A 14164-nucleotide genomic window follows, 5' to 3' on the forward strand; every position below is an offset into this window, starting at 1 on the left:
CTCAACTGCCGACGGGCTCGATGGCGACGAGCGGCTGGTCGTACTCGACCTGCGTGCCGTCGGGCACCAGGACCTCGCTCACGATGCCCTCGACGTCCGCCTGGATCGGGTTCATGATCTTCATCGCCTCGAGGATCCCGATCTGGGCGCCGAGCTCCACCAAATCGCCGGAGCGGACGAAGGGGTCCGCGCCGGGTTCAGGTGCCCGGTAGAACGTTCCGACCATGGGCGCGCGCACGAAGGCGCGCGACTCGTCGGGTACGGCGAGCACGGGCTCGACCACGACCGCCGCCTGGGGGACGGACGGCCACTCCATCTCGACGCTTGCCTCGCCCGAGCGCACCACGACCCTGCTGAGCGGCCGCTCCGAGGTGCGGATCAGCCGCTCCGCGCCCTTGACGAGCCCGTCGACGATCTCCGGTTCAGGCTCTGACATGGTTCTCTCTTCCGATCTCTCTGTAGCGCCGCCTGCGGGCGGCCAGCAGTTCGTCGATGGGCACGCCGGTCACCTCGGCGAAGGCGGCGCGCAGCCCGTGCCGCAGCAGCTCGGCCGCCAGCAGGGGATCGTTGTGCGCGCCCCCGGCCGGCTCGGGGATCACGCCGTCCACGATGCCCATCCCCAGCAGCTCGCGCGCGTCCACGCGCAGCGCGGCGGCGGCGCGCGGGGCGTGCGCGCGGTCGCGCCACAGGATGGCCGCGCACCCCTCAGGGCTGATCACCGAGTACACCGCTCCGGCCAGGCACAGCACCCGGTCGGCGACGGCCAGCGCGAGCGCGCCGCCGCTGCCGCCCTCGCCCGTGACGACCGCCACGGTGGGGGTGCGGAGCTGCGACATGAGCCGCACGCTCTCGGCGATCGCGATGGCCTGACCATGCTCCTCTGCCGCCACGCCCGGGTGGGCGCCGGGGGTGTCGATCAGCGTGATCACCGGCAGCCCCCACTTCTCGGCCAGGCGCATGAGCCTGGCCGCCTTGCGGTAGCCGTCCGGAGTGGCCATGCCGTGGTTGCGGGCGATCAGCTCGGAGGTCGTGTGGCCCTTCTGGTTCGCGATGATCATGGTGGGCCGGCCCTCGACGCGGCCGATGCCGCCCACGATCGCCGTGCAGTCACCGGCAGCCCGGTCGCCGTGCAGCTCGCAGAACCCGTCGACCAGCTGCGCGATGTAGTCCAGCGCCGTCGGCCTGCCCGAGTCGCGTGCCTGCCGTACGACCTGCCAGGCGTCGCGGGCGGGAAGCTCCTCGACGCGGCGGATGAGCGCCCCGCCGCTCCCGGCGTTCCGTGCCGGGCGGCCGCGGTTGAGCAGGCCTGCCAGGGTGGCGCGCAGCTCGCCGCGCGGCCTGATGGCGTCGATCAGGCCGCAGCGCAGCAGCGTCTCGGCGGTCTGGAAACCCTCGGGGAGGGTCTCGCCGATGGTCTCCATGATCACCCTGGGCCCGGTGAACCCCATCCTGGCGCCGGGCTCGGAGATGATCACGTCGGTGAGGGTCGCGAAGGACGCGGCGACCCCCGCGTAGGTGGGGTCGGTGATGACGGATATCGTCGGCACGCCCAGGGCGTCGAGCTCGGCGAGCGCCTGGCTCGTCTTGGCCATCTGCAGCAGCGACCAGATGCCCTCCTGCATGCGCGCCCCGCCGGACGAGGTCACCAGGATCAGCGGGACGCGGTCGCGGGCGGCGGTGTCCGCCGCTCCCGCGATGGCCTCGCCGACCGCCACGCCCATGCTGCCGCCGAGGAAGCGGAAGTCCATCGCGCCCACCACGACCTCGACGCCCAGGATCCGGCCGCGGGCGCAGACCACGGCGTCCTGCAGCCCGGTCCGCTCCCGCGCCTGGCCGAGCCGCTTGAGGTAGGGGCGGTCGTCGACGAACTCGAGCGGGTCCACCAGCGTGGGCGCGACCGCCAGCCGCTGGGCGGACCCCGGGTCGAGGAGCTGCGCCAGCCGTTCCGGCGCGCTGAGACGGCTGTGGTGCCCGCACTCCGGGCACACGCCCAGCTCTCTGGCGAACCGCTTGCCGTACACCAGGGAGCCGCAGCCGTCGCAGGCTGCCCAGGTCACTGCCATCGGTCCTCCTCGTACTCCTCAGGAGGCGGCGGGGGAAAGGGGCCGAACCAGCAGATGCCGGTCATCGCGAGCATGTTCAGGACCTTCCACAGGGGGCCAGGTTCCTCGGACTCAGAAGGCGGATACCACTTCATAGATTTCGTACCGATCAACGAAGGGACGCAGCGGGGACGTCGTGGACCGGTGGTCGGCGCCCGTCTCCCACTTCTGGAAGCTGGCCAGGTCCTCCCACTCGCTCATCACCATCACGCGTCGGGGATCATCGGCCCGTTTGAGCAGCTCGTTGCCGATCAGGCCGGGGGTCCCTGCGAGACCCCCGCTGATCTGCTCGTAGGAACGCTCGATGACGTCGGGGTCGTCGGTGGGCGCCAGGTACCAGACCATGACGCGGGCGCGGCCTTTCACGCGGCCGCTCCGCGCAGCGCGTGGACGATCTCCATGGTCGCCATCGAGCCGCCGCGCCTGAAGGGGTGCAGCTTGGTGCGGTGCTCGACGTGCGCGGCGCTGTGCTCGAACTCGCGGAACTGCTTCTCGTCGACCCAGTCGCTCATGACGTAGTAGACGCTCTCGTCCTCGGCGTCGCGGCTGAGCCACTGCCCGATGTTGCCCGGGTCGCCGGTGATGACCGACCCGATCGACAACCAGGTGTCCTCGAACCCCTTCTCCATGCCGGGGTTGATCTCGAAGCGGATCTGCACGCGGAAGGTCATCAGATTCCTCCATCGACGCGGATGACGGTGCCCGTGACGTAACGGGACTGGGGACCGGCCAGGAAGTGCACGACGTCGGCGACCTCGTCCGGGGTGCCGAGGCGGCCGAGCGAGGTGAGCTGCTTGTAGCGGGCCTGGAGCGCGGCGTACTGCTCCTTGCTCAGGCTCAGCGCGGCCTCGGTCTCGATCACCCCGGGCTCCACCACGTTGACGCGGATGCCGCGCGGGCCGAGCTCCTTGGCCAGCGAGCGGAAGAACCCGACGAGGCCGAGCTTGGCCGCCGTGTAGGAGGTCCGCTGGGCCAGGCCGACCGAGGCCACCCGCGAGCCGATCGCGATGATGGACGACCCCTCGCCCAGCAGCGGCAGCGTCGCGCGGACGAGCTGGTAGGCGCCGGTGAGGTGGGTGTCGACGATGCGGTGCCACTCGTCGGGCTCGATGTCCTCGACCGACTTGTGGCTGATGACGCCCGCGTTGTGGACGACGACGTCCAGGCTCGGCCCGCACTCCTCGACCAGCGAGGCGATGTCGTCTGCGCTCCGGACGTCGGCGCGGATGACGCGGTGTTCTCCAGGCAGCTCCTTCAGCTCCCGCATGAGGTCGATCGCCGACTCCCCGCCCGAGAGCGAGCAGGTCACGACGTTCGCACCGGCGCGGGCGAGGTTCAGCACGATGGATCGGCCGATCCCCCTCGTCCCCCCGGTGACCAGGGCGGTCTTACCATCCAGTCGCAGATCCATCAGACTCCTCCGAGCACGAGCGAGGCTGCCACGGCATTGCCGGCCAGCGCGGTCACGGCGAACACGGTGCGCAGCAGGTTCCAGTTGCGCCAGCGGACCCTGGGGTCCACCGACGCCCAGTCCTCGGGCAGGTCCTCGGGGTCGAGGCCGGCCACGAATCGATTGATCGGGACGTTCTTCACGAGCGACACGTAGATCGCTCCGAGCAGCGCGGCGAGCGCCACGAGCAGCGGGATCACGGCCCTTCCCGGGGCGGTGAACACCAGCGCCAGGTCACACGCGGTCGCGGTGATCATGCAGATCGGCATGAACGGGTCGAACCTGGTCACCAGGAACTGGTGCACGGGGATGTACTCGTCCCGCGGCAGCCGTTCCAGCAGCGGGGCGCCGCCCAGGGAGGCGATCATCAGTCCGCCGGCGGCGAGCCCGCCGCTCGCCAGCGCCAGCGGGAGGAGCAGCCAGATCATTGCCGCTGGGCGGCCTCCTCGATCCGCTCCTTTACGGCGGCCATCTGGATGGCCGTGTTCTTCTTCAGGTGGTTGGCCATGTCCTCGTCGCCGTAGGACATCGCCTCGTTGACGTGGAACTCCTGCACCCACGTCATCTCCACACCCTCGTCGAGCTGGGTGTAGGTCCAGAAGAGGTTCATGAAGTCGAAGGCGTGCGACTCGACCCGGTGGGCGTGCACGGTCCGCGTCTTCCTGTCCGCCGTGCGCTCAGACACCCAGGAGTGGGCGCTGCCGTTCTCGTCCGGGTGCATGGTCAGCTCGAACCTGACCGTGTCGCCCTCCCGGTGGAGGATCTCGACCTTGGCGTACTCGGTGAACAGGTTCGGCCAGTTCTCCAGGTCGTTGGTCATGTCCCAGACCAGGTCCATGGGGGCGTTGACGACGACGGTCGCCTCTGTCCGCGCGCTCATGACCGCACCGCCCCTGCCTTGTTGACGAAGGTGATCAGCTGCCACGGGGTCTCCAGCTCGACGATCATGTCGTCGGGCACGGCCACGCCGTACTGCTTCTCGATCTTGTTGGCGATCTCGAGTACGGCCAGCGAGTCGTATCCCAGGTCGCGGAACGGCACGTCGCCGATCTCGCCGTCCAGGTTGACCGAGTCGTCGACCCCGACCGTGGCCCGGATGACCGAGCGCAGGTCGTCGGTGGTGAACTCCGGCATCGCGTCTCCTCTCTCAGTTCTCTTCGCTGCTCGCGGCGCGCACGACGAGCGCCGCGTTGTAACCTCCGTAGCCGCGCGCCAGAACCAGCGCGGTGCGTACGGGTGCCGGTCGTGGCCCCTCCCTGACGAGGTCGATGGCGCACCCCTCGGCGAGCCTGGTGACGTTTACTGTTGGTGGGATGAGGCCGTCCCTGATCGACAGCAGCGCGGTGGCGACGTCCAGGGCGCCCGCGCCCGCGTACACCCGGCCGGTCATCGTCTTGGGCGCGGTCACCGGCACCCCGTAGGGCCCGAAGACCGCCGTAATGGCCGCCGCCTCGATCAGGTCCTGCTCGGGTACGCCGCAGGCGTCCGCGTAGACGACGTCGACGTCGCGCGGGTGGACCTTCGCCTCGGCCATGGCCGTCCGCATGGCCCGTTCGAGGCCGGGCGGGCGCCCGTTGCCAGGACGGGGGTCGAAGGTGGCCGAGTAGCCGGCGAGCTCGCCGTAGATCGACGGAGCCCCCCGCTCGCGAGCCGAGTCCGCGTCCTCGACGATGAGGATCGCGCCGCCCTCGCCGGCGACGTACCCGTTGGCGTCGGCGTCGAAGGGCAGGTACGCGCGGTCGGGGTCGCTGCGCGTGCTGAGCCGCCGCGTGGGGATCTGGGCGACGATGCCGGCCGGCGAGAGCGCGGACTCCGTGCCGCCCGCCATGATCATGCGGTGGTCGGCGCGCAGGGCCCGGCGCGCGTGGCCGAGCGCGTCCAGCCCGCCGGCCTGCTCGGACAGCACCACGCCGCAGTGGCCGCGCAGCTTGTAGCGGATGGACAGCTGCCCGGTCGTGGCGGCGAAGAACCAGGCGATGGACATGTAGGCGCTGACGTGGCTGGGGCCCTTGCTCCACAGGTTCTGCAGCTCCCGCTGCCCGAACTCGACGCCGCCCGTGGCGTTGGCCGTGATGACGCCCCGCTCGTACTCCGGCAGGTCGTCAGGGTCGAGCGCCGCGTCGGCGAGCGCCAGCTCGGCGGCCGCGAACGCGATGTGGCTCATCATCGAGGTCTCCGGCCGCAACCGGCCGGGCACGTGCTCGGCGGGGTCGAAGGAGGACAGCTCGCCGGCCAGCGTCACCGGGTAACTGGAGCAGTCGAAGCGCCTGATCCGGTCGATGCCGCTCTTGCCATCGCAGATCGCCGCCCAGTACTCCTCTGCCCCCATCCCGTTGGGCGCGACCACGCCGAGCCCGGTCACTACGGCTGTCATGACTCCATCCCGGTGAAGACGACGGCGCTCTGGAAGCCGCCGAACCCGCTGCCGACCGACAGCGCCACGTCCGTGCGGTGGTCCCGCGCGGTCAGCGGCACGTAGTCCAGGTCGCACTCGGGGTCCTTGGTGTGCAGGTTGGCGGTGGGCGGCACGACGTTCCGCTGGATCGCCAGGGCGCAGGCGGCCGCCTCGATGGCGCCGATGGCGCCCAGCGAGTGGCCGACCATGGACTTGATCGAGCTCATCGGAACGTCGTAGGCGCGGTGGCCCAGGACGCTCTTGACCGCGGCGGTCTCGTGCCGGTCGTTCTGCTTGGTGCCCGACCCGTGCGCGTTGACGTAGTCGACCCGGTCGGGCGACAGGCGGGCCTGGTCGAGCGCGGTCCTGATGGCCTCGGCCATCTCCCGCCCGTCCGGCTTCAGCCCGGTCATGTGGAACCCGTTGGCCCGCGTCGCGTACCCGGGGATCGCGCAGTAGATGCGCGCTCCCCTGCGCCTGGCGTGCTCGGCGGTCTCCAGCACGAACATCGCCGCTCCCTCCCCGAGAACCAGCCCCTTGCGGTCGCCGTCGAACGGACGGCACGCCTCCTGCGGCCGGTCGTTGTAGGTCGACGTGGCCTTGATCGCGTCGAAGCAGGCGACGGTGATCGGCGAGAGCGGCGCGTCGGTCCCCCCGGCCAGCACCATGTCGGCCGAGCCCTCCGCGATCAGACCGACCGCGTGGCCGAGCGCGTCGATGCCCGAGGTGCAGCCGGACGACACGACCGCGACCGAGCCCTCGGCGCCGCAGTCCCAGGCGATCTCGCGCGCCAGGGAGCTGGGGGCGAAGTAGTCGTACAGCTCGGGGACCGCGTACTCGTGGTCCACGATCCACTTGCGCCCGCCGTCGCTGACGACGGTGTACTCCTGCTCCAGCCCCATCGTGCAGCCGACGGCGTTGCCCACGGACACGGCCGTGCGCTCGGGGGCGACCCGCGGGCTGCCCGCGTCCGCCAGCGCCTCGCGGGTGGCCACGACGGCGAGCTGCGCCGCCCGGTCCATCCTGCGTACCTCCTGGGCGGAGAGCCCGGCTGCGCGCGGGTCGAAGTCGCATTCCGCGGCCACCTGGCAGCGAAACCCCTCGGGGTCGAAGAACGTGATGCGCCTGGTCGCCGGCACGCCGGAGGTGATGCGCTGCCAGAACGCCTCGCGATCGAGACCGCCTGGAGCCACAACCCCGATGCCGGTCACCACGACAGTGCGGCCGTCCACTCTGCTATGCACCCCCCACTTGCGGTTGCGGTTCGTGCTGCCGGTCGGGCAGCGTCTCCAGGTCCACGTGGCCCAGCTCGGGGCTGGGCGCCAGCGGGCTCAGGTGGAAGATCACGTACGCCTGCTCGGCGCCGTCGTTCTCCATGCGGTGCCTGGCGTTGATCGGCACCATGAGCGCGTCGCCCGGCCCGAGCCGCTCGACCTCTCCGTCCACCCGCATGACCAGCGAGCCGCGCACGACGTGCACGAACTCCTCGGAGTAGGGGTGGTAGTGCTCGCAGATGAACTCGCCCGGTTCGAGGGTGAGCGCGCCGCCGAACCCGGAGGTCGACTTGACGGTGCGGGGGCTGAGCAGGACGCGGACGTCGCCCCCTCGGCGCCTGTTGGAGACGACGTCGTCCCAGGTGATCTTCATTCGCGGGTCCAGGAGTAGAAGATCTCGGCCATGGCGTCCTTCGGCTCGCGCCACCCCGGGTCATAAGGGGTCATGTACTCGGCGAGCTTGTGGTGGATGTCCTGGTAGAGCGGGTGGCTGCGGGCGCGGTAGAGGTTGGGGGTGATGTCCTCGTCCGCCTCGATGAGCTGGAAGTAGAGCCCGTGGAAGCGGAACAGCGTCCGGCGGTCGACGCCGATCATGTGGGGCAGGTCGGTCGCGTCTGATTCGGCCCACACGCGACGAACCTGATCGGTGTCGTTGGGGTCCATGCGCGCGACGATCAAAGCTCGATGAGCCACGGTCCCTCCTTATGGCGGTCCAACGCAGAGCACGCTCGCATCCCCGACTAGGAGCACCGTCCAGCACCGCTGGAGACGGCCGGGTTCCAGCGAGCCCCCATCGGCTCTCGAACGAGCGCGTGCACAGTGGCTGCCAATCCACTCCCGCAATCAGGGGACACGATGCTCACCACGCTCCTGGAGGTCGTCGCGATCGTCGCGAGCGGCCTCGTCGCAGGCGTGTTCGTCGCGATCGCCGTCAGCGTGCTGCCGGCCCTGCGTGCGCTGCCCGCCGACCGCTACATCGACATGCACCGGAGGCTCGGGCAGGGCTATCACCCCACGATGCCCCTGACGGTGAACGGCGGCACGTTCGCCGATCTCGTCCTGGTCTTCCTCACCCCTTCTCCGGCCCGCTACCTGTTCGCCGGCGCCTTCCTGCTCATGCTCGGCACGCAGGGCGTCTCCCACCTGGCCAACGTCCCCATCAACAAGAAGATCCGCGCGCTCGACCCGGCCGCGATCCCAGCGGACTGGGACGACCCCCGCCCGTCCTGGCAGAACTGGCACCTGCTGCGCACGGTGCTGGGCCTGGCCGCGCTGGTCGTCAACGCGGCAGCCACGGCATTGGCGGCCTCATGACGCGCCGCGCGATGGCAGCCGTGCTGCTGGTGGGCTTCCTCGGGTTCTTCGAGCTCGGCATGATCTACGTGGTCGCTCCCGCGATCCGCGACGAGTTCGGCGTCGCCCACTCGGCCACGCAGGCGATCATCCTGGCCTACACCCTGCCCTTCGCGCTGTTCGTGGTGACGGGCGGGCGGCTCGGCGACCTGTACGGCATCCGCCGGGTGTTCCTGGCCGGCGTCGTCGGGTTCTGCGCCGCGTCCCTGCTGGCCGCGGCGTCGTGGAACCTGCCGGTCCTGCTGGCCGCGCGCGGGGCGCAGGGCATGTCGGCCGCGCTCATGACGCCGCAGGTGCTGGCGGCCATCCGGGTGCTCGTGCCGGCCGCGCAGCGCGGCGGGGCCTTCGCCCGCTACGCGCTCGTCGCCGGGCTGGCCACGATGTGCGGGCCGCCGGCCGGCGGGCTCGTGTCGCTGACCGGGCTCGGGTGGCGGCTCATCTTCATCGCCAACGTGCTGATCGGCGTGACGGCGCTGCTCGTCGGGGCGCGGCTGCTGCCCGCCGCCGCCTCCAGGACGGCCAAGCTCGACCTCACGGGAACCCTGCTGGCCGCGGCCACCGTGCTGCTCGTGATCTACCCGCTGACCTTCGGGAAGAGCTGGTGGCTGCTGGCGCTGGCCACGGTGCCGCTGACGTTCTTCCTCCGCAACGAGCGGCGCGTCGAGCGCACCGGCGGCCAGCCGCTGGTCGTGCTGCGCTCCTTCCGCCTGCGCGTGTTCACCGCTGGCCTGCTCGTCAACGTCCTGGTCAGCGTCATCCTCAACGCGTTCTTCATGCTGCTGTCCATCTTCCTTCAGGACGGCCTGGGGCTCAGCGGCTCGAAGGTCGGCCTGATCATGACGCCGTGGGCGATCGGCACGGCCGTGGGCGCGGCGCTGACCGCGCGGCTGACCAAGCGGTTCGGCAGGAGGGCGCCGCTCGGCGGCGCCGTCCTGATGACGCTGGGGATCGCGGCGGCGGCAGCCTCCATCTCCTACATCCAGGAGGCCCCTCTCTTATTGGCGCTCTCCCTGCTGATCGCGGGAACCAGCATCAGCATCGTCTCCACGCCGACGCTCGACCTGGTCATGAGCGCGGTGCCGCGTACCGAGGCGGGCGGGGCGGCCGGCATGTTCACCACCTTCCGCCAGCTCGGCAGCGCGGCGGGCGTCGCCGTGGCCGGCGCGGTCTTCTACGCGCTGCTCGGCGGCGCGACGGGACCTGACGCGTTCGGCCGGGCGTTCACCGTCACCGCCTTCCTGAGCCTCGTCGTCTGCCTGATCATCCTGGGACTGATCTTCATGCTGCCGAAGTCCGCCGCACCCACCGACCAGACCAGCCGTCCCGCCGTCCTGCTCCTTCCCGGGCAGGGCGCGCAGAGCGCCCGCATGGCCGCAGGCCTGTACGGGCACGACCCGAGCTTCACCGCCTCCATGGACCGGGCGTTCGCCGTGCTGGGGCCCGAGCTGCGCGAGGAGTGGCTGAGCGAGCGCCCCTCCGACCTGTACGACGACGTCACCAGGGCCCAGCCGCTGCTGTACGCGGTGAACTACGCCCTGGGCCGGATGGTCGTCGACGCGGGCGTCCGCCCGGCGGCGCTCCTCGGCCACAGCGTCGGCGAGATGTCGGCCGCCGCGCTCGCCGGGGTGTTCACCTTCGAGGAGGGCCTGGCGCTGATGCGGGACCGGGTCGAGCAGATCAGGAAGAGCCCGCCTGGCGGCATGCTCGCCGTCGGCGCCTCCCCCGAGGACCTCGCCCCCTACGTGAACGGCAAGGTCGTGGTCGGCGTGGTGAACGCGCCGCGCCAGACCATCCTCGCCGGAGCGAGAGGACCGCTGGACGAGGTCAAGCAGCGCCTGGTCGCCGACGGGTTCGCCTGCCGCGCGACGCGGGCGCTGCAGGCGTTCCACAGCCCGCTGCTCACGGAGGTCTGCGCCGCCTCGGCCGACACCTGGCGCGCCGTCGAGCTCCGGTCACCGCAGATCCCGCTCTACTCCGCCTACCACCCCGGCCGCCTGACGGACGAGATCGTGCTCGACCCCGACCAGTGGGCGGCGCAGCCGGCGCAGCCCGTCCTGTTCTGGGAGGCGCTCGACCGGCTCCTGAACGACGGCGACTTCCTGCTGGTCGACGCCGGGCCAGGGCAGAGTCTGTGCGCCCTCGCCCGGCGCCATCCCGCGGTGCTCTCCGGCAAGAGCGCCGTCATCGGGCTGCTTCCCGCCCAGTCGGGCGACGACACGCGGGATCGCGACGCGGTCGCCGCAGCACTCACCGCAATCCGCTCATAAGGAGAGCCATGCCGTACGCAGCCATCACCTACAAGGTCAAGCCGGGGCACGAGGACGAGATCGAGAAGATCTTCGCCGGGTTCCGCCGCGTCACCACGCCCGTCATCACCAACGCGGCGGGCGAGAAGGTCGGCGAGCTGCTCGGCAGCGCCGTCTTCATCAAGGACGAGTTCATGGTCAGGGTCATCCACTACGAGGGCTCCATCATCGAGGTCGGCAAGCACATGGCCACCCAGCCGGGCGTGCACGACCTGGAGGAGCAGCTCGCCCCCTACCTCGCCGAGCGGCGCGACACCAAGACGCCCGAGGGCTTCCGCAACCACTTCGCGAACTCGATCATGAGGTCGATCGCCCAGCTCACCCCCGACAACTACCCGGGCGCCAGCTCGTAAGGACCGGTCATGTACAGGGCGGATTACTTCGAGCAGCTGTTCAGCATCGAGACGACGTTGTCCCTCGTGGTCCTCCTGCCCTGGTGGTGGGCCGCGCACGCCGCCTACCGCCTGCCGTACCGCAGGCGGCCGCACGTGGGTGCGCGGGTCATGCTCGGGGTTCTCGCCCTGGCCGCGCTGTTGCTGGTGGGCCGTGCGGTCCTGACCGGCATGCTGGCGGGCTTCGGCTGGGAGGTCGTCGCCGACCGGGTGATCGTGATCGCCCCGGTGACCGTCCTCCCCGCCGCCCTGACCGCCTGGTGGACGGTGCCGCGGCTGTGGCGGCTGAGCTCGCGCGGCCTGCCGGACGAGGAGGCCCGTCGGGCCGCCGCCGACCCGCGCCTGGCCTGGCCCGTCCAGGTCACGGCCGTCGGCGCGGCCATCGGGTTCGTGTACGGCTTCCTCTGGCCGATCTCGCTGCCGTTCACCGGCGAGGCCCTGCTGGGCTTCGTGGTGTTCTGCCTGTGCGCGGCGCTGCTCTGGACCAGGCTCGTACGGCGGAGCCGCGCGGAACTGCGCCGTCCCCGCTGGACCGTGCGCTGGCTGCGCCGCCTGCTCGTGGGCGCGGTGGTCGTGGCCGCGGCAGCGGGCTGCACCGTGGTGTCAGCGCAGTCCAGCAGGACACCGCCGGTCATGAAGATGCACGCCACCGACCATGCGGCGGCGCACGCCCCCGCCGCCTACGCGGCGGGCTCCGCCCCGCCCAGCAAGGACTCGATCAGCGTGACCTCGCTGACCGAGCCCGACACGGGCGCGCCGGACAAGCGCTTCACCCTGGAGGCCCGCGAGCAGCGGATCACGCTCACCTCGGGCGCCGTCGTCGACGCGTGGGCGTTCAACGGCACCGTCCCCGGCCCCGAGCTCCGCGTCCGCGCCGGGGACCTGGTCGAGATCACCCTGGTGAACCGGCTGCCCTCGGCCAACGTGAGCGTGCACTGGCACGGTATGGACGTGCCCAACGCCGCCGACGGCGTGCCAGGCGTCACCCAGGACGCGGTCCCGCCCGGCGGGCGCTTCGTCTACCGGTTCCGCGTCAAGCAGAGCGACGTCGGCACCCACTGGTACCACTCCCACCAGGTCGCCTCGGAGCAGGTCGAGCGCGGCCTGTTCGGCCCGCTCATCGTCGAGCCGGCGGGCGGGCTGAAGGAGACCGGCGTCGTCGACCGGACCGTGATGATGCACACCTGGAAGTCGCAGGGTAAGGACGTGCGCGCCTTCGGCCTGGCCGACGGGCTCGACCGGCAGTCCATCCCGGCCGGCAGCAAGGTGCGGCTGCGCCTGGTCGACACCGCGCCGACGCCCCGCTACCTCACCGTCGACGGGACCTCCTTCCAGGTGACCGCCGTCGACGGCAACCCGATCAACCAGCCGTCCGCACTGTCCAAGGTGCGGCTCACGCTGGGCGGCGGAGGCCGCTACGACCTCGAGTTCACCATGCCCGACGGCCCCGTGCGGATCACCGAGTCCGAGGCCGACACGGCCGGGCTGCTGATCAGCCCGGACGGCACCGGCGACCTGGCGCCCACGCCCAACGCGCCGGAGTTCGACCTCGCCGCGTACGGCAAGCCGTCCACCACCCCGTTCGGCCCGGCGAGCGACTTCGACAGGACCTTCACCTTCGTCTTCGACAACCGGCCCGGCTTCTACAACGGCTCCTTCACCTTCCTGTGGACCATCAACGGCAAGGTCTTCCCCGACATCCCCACCCCTGTCGTGCGCAAGGGCGAGCTGGTCAAGATGCGCTTCGTCAACCGCAGCCACCTCGACCACCCGATGCACCTGCACGGCCACACCATGCTGCTGCTGTCCAGGAACGGCAGGCCGGTGACCGGCAGCCCCGTGTGGCTCGACACGGTCGACGTGCAGCAGGGGGACGTCACCGAGGTCGGCTTCCTCGCCGACAACCCCGGCGTCTGGATGGACCACTGCCACAACCTGCTGCACGCGAAGGCCGGACAGGTCATGCACCTCATGTACGACAACGTGACGTCTCCCTTCGAGTCGGGGAGCTCCACGCCCAACAACCCTCTGTGAGAGGTGAACGATGAACGAGTTCGTCATCGGACGCGACACCGGGCCGGCGGGCAGGATCCTCCGGCTGCTCGCCGGGCTGGCCGGCCTCGGGCTGCTCGCCCGGCGCCTGAACGGCGCCTCAGTGGCGCAGATCGCCTTGGTCGGGGTGTTCTTCCTGCTGCTCGTCGTGGCGTACAGCGTGGTGTGGCGGCTACTGGGTGACCGGGTGATCAGCCGGATCAGCCCGTGGATCACGAGCGGCGTGCTGCTCCTGCCCGTCCTGGCCTACGGGACCAACCCGGGCGGCTCCTCGTTCTTCAACGGCATCGCGGCCACCATGTCGGTCTCGCTCCTCGTCAACGCGGCGAGCGGCTACGGCGGGGTTGAGGTGGCCGCGATCCCCGCGCTGGTGTGGCGGCGGCGCTATCCCACCTACAGCCCCTTCAACACCGCGGACCTGCTGGAGCGGGCGATCCGCGACCGGTCGCCCGGCGCGCTGCCCGGCGTCGTCGCCGTGGTGTCCGCGCTGATCTGCGTGGCGGTGTTCGTCGGGTACTGGCTGCTCCCGCTGACGTCCTACGTCCCGGCGATCGGCGCGGCCGGCAAGGCCCTGCCCACGGTGGGCGCCCTCCTGCTGCTCGTCCCCGCCGCCGTCTTCGGGTACGAGGCGTGGCGGCGCAAGTCGCGCGTGCAGGCGCTCGCGGCGCTCACGGCCCTGCTGCTGACGCCGGCGTTCGTGGTCCTGTCCCAGGGCGGCGGCGGGCCGCAGGGCGTGTTGTGGGGGTCGATCTCGCTGGTCGGCGTGGTCGTGGGCGTCGTCGCGCTGGTCCGCCTGCTGCTGCCGCGGCGGCCCGCGGCGGAGCAGGCGGAACAGTAGGT

General features: G+C 71.1%; 17 protein-coding genes. 5 read left to right on the top strand and 12 right to left on the bottom strand.

Features of this window, described 5'->3' with window-relative positions:
• Position 1: 1 nt before the first annotated feature.
• The 12 genes from accB to ACIBG8_RS39485 form a co-directional block, all read right to left on the bottom strand.
• A complete protein-coding gene (accB, locus tag ACIBG8_RS39430; protein WP_397348321.1) occupies positions 2 to 436 on the bottom strand; it encodes an acetyl-CoA carboxylase biotin carboxyl carrier protein in 435 nt (144 codons plus the stop codon).
• Positions 423 to 2063 (bottom strand): acetyl-CoA carboxylase carboxyl transferase subunit alpha, encoded by a 1641-nt coding sequence (gene accA, locus ACIBG8_RS39435; RefSeq protein ID WP_397348322.1) that lies wholly within the window; start codon positions 2061 to 2063, stop codon positions 423 to 425. The genes accB and accA overlap by 14 nt, the downstream gene beginning before the upstream one ends.
• Before the next feature lie 111 nt (positions 2064 to 2174).
• Positions 2175 to 2468: an antibiotic biosynthesis monooxygenase family protein gene (locus ACIBG8_RS39440; RefSeq protein WP_397348323.1), complete on the bottom strand. Its 294-nt coding sequence runs from the start codon at positions 2466 to 2468 to the stop codon at positions 2175 to 2177.
• Entirely contained in the window at positions 2465 to 2773 is a 309-nt protein-coding gene (locus ACIBG8_RS39445) for an antibiotic biosynthesis monooxygenase family protein (RefSeq protein WP_397348324.1), read from the bottom strand. The genes ACIBG8_RS39440 and ACIBG8_RS39445 overlap by 4 nt, the downstream gene beginning before the upstream one ends.
• Positions 2773 to 3513, bottom strand: a complete 741-nt coding sequence (locus ACIBG8_RS39450) for an SDR family NAD(P)-dependent oxidoreductase (RefSeq protein ID WP_397348325.1) — start codon at positions 3511 to 3513, stop codon at positions 2773 to 2775. The genes ACIBG8_RS39445 and ACIBG8_RS39450 overlap by 1 nt, the downstream gene beginning before the upstream one ends.
• Positions 3513 to 3980, bottom strand: a complete 468-nt coding sequence (locus tag ACIBG8_RS39455; protein ID WP_397348326.1) for an anthrone oxygenase family protein — start codon at positions 3978 to 3980, stop codon at positions 3513 to 3515. The genes ACIBG8_RS39450 and ACIBG8_RS39455 overlap by 1 nt, the downstream gene beginning before the upstream one ends.
• On the bottom strand, positions 3977 to 4432 hold the full coding sequence (locus ACIBG8_RS39460; protein WP_397348327.1) for an SRPBCC family protein: 456 nt from the start codon (positions 4430 to 4432) through the stop codon (positions 3977 to 3979). The genes ACIBG8_RS39455 and ACIBG8_RS39460 overlap by 4 nt, the downstream gene beginning before the upstream one ends.
• Positions 4429 to 4686 carry an acyl carrier protein gene (locus tag ACIBG8_RS39465; RefSeq protein WP_397348328.1) on the bottom strand — a complete coding sequence of 86 codons (258 nt, stop codon included), beginning with the start codon at positions 4684 to 4686 and terminating at the stop codon, positions 4429 to 4431. The genes ACIBG8_RS39460 and ACIBG8_RS39465 overlap by 4 nt, the downstream gene beginning before the upstream one ends.
• A gap of 13 nt (positions 4687 to 4699) precedes the next feature.
• Positions 4700 to 5926, bottom strand: coding sequence for a ketosynthase chain-length factor (locus tag ACIBG8_RS39470; RefSeq protein WP_397348329.1), 1227 nt, complete (start codon positions 5924 to 5926; stop codon positions 4700 to 4702).
• Positions 5923 to 7179: a beta-ketoacyl-[acyl-carrier-protein] synthase family protein gene (locus tag ACIBG8_RS39475; protein ID WP_397348330.1), complete on the bottom strand. Its 1257-nt coding sequence runs from the start codon at positions 7177 to 7179 to the stop codon at positions 5923 to 5925. Before ACIBG8_RS39475 ends, ACIBG8_RS39470 begins: the two co-directional genes overlap by 4 nt.
• Positions 7180 to 7183: 4 nt before the next feature.
• Entirely contained in the window at positions 7184 to 7594 is a 411-nt protein-coding gene (locus ACIBG8_RS39480; RefSeq protein WP_397348331.1) for a cupin domain-containing protein, read from the bottom strand.
• Positions 7591 to 7914 (bottom strand): TcmI family type II polyketide cyclase, encoded by a 324-nt coding sequence (locus ACIBG8_RS39485; RefSeq protein WP_397348332.1) that lies wholly within the window; start codon positions 7912 to 7914, stop codon positions 7591 to 7593. Before ACIBG8_RS39485 ends, ACIBG8_RS39480 begins: the two co-directional genes overlap by 4 nt.
• A 162-nt stretch (positions 7915 to 8076) precedes the next feature.
• Between ACIBG8_RS39485 and ACIBG8_RS39490 the strand changes: the two genes are divergently transcribed.
• The 5 genes from ACIBG8_RS39490 to ACIBG8_RS39510 are packed head-to-tail and all read left to right on the top strand — an operon-like array spanning position 8077 to position 14162.
• Positions 8077 to 8535 (top strand): DUF1772 domain-containing protein, encoded by a 459-nt coding sequence (locus ACIBG8_RS39490; protein ID WP_397348333.1) that lies wholly within the window; start codon positions 8077 to 8079, stop codon positions 8533 to 8535.
• On the top strand, positions 8532 to 10841 hold the full coding sequence (locus ACIBG8_RS39495; protein WP_397348334.1) for an MFS transporter: 2310 nt from the start codon (positions 8532 to 8534) through the stop codon (positions 10839 to 10841). Before ACIBG8_RS39490 ends, ACIBG8_RS39495 begins: the two co-directional genes overlap by 4 nt.
• Positions 10842 to 10849: 8 nt before the next feature.
• A complete protein-coding gene (locus tag ACIBG8_RS39500) occupies positions 10850 to 11233 on the top strand; it encodes a SchA/CurD-like domain-containing protein (RefSeq protein WP_397348335.1) in 384 nt (127 codons plus the stop codon).
• A 9-nt stretch (positions 11234 to 11242) separates the two neighbouring features.
• Complete coding sequence (locus ACIBG8_RS39505; RefSeq protein WP_397348336.1) at positions 11243 to 13306, top strand: multicopper oxidase family protein; 2064 nt, start codon at positions 11243 to 11245, stop codon at positions 13304 to 13306.
• A 10-nt stretch (positions 13307 to 13316) separates the two neighbouring features.
• Positions 13317 to 14162: a DUF6410 domain-containing protein gene (locus tag ACIBG8_RS39510; RefSeq protein ID WP_397348337.1), complete on the top strand. Its 846-nt coding sequence runs from the start codon at positions 13317 to 13319 to the stop codon at positions 14160 to 14162.
• Positions 14163 to 14164 lie beyond the last annotated feature (2 nt).

The organism is Nonomuraea sp. NPDC050556, from assembly GCF_044457355.1.
Classification (GTDB): domain Bacteria; phylum Actinomycetota; class Actinomycetes; order Streptosporangiales; family Streptosporangiaceae; genus Nonomuraea.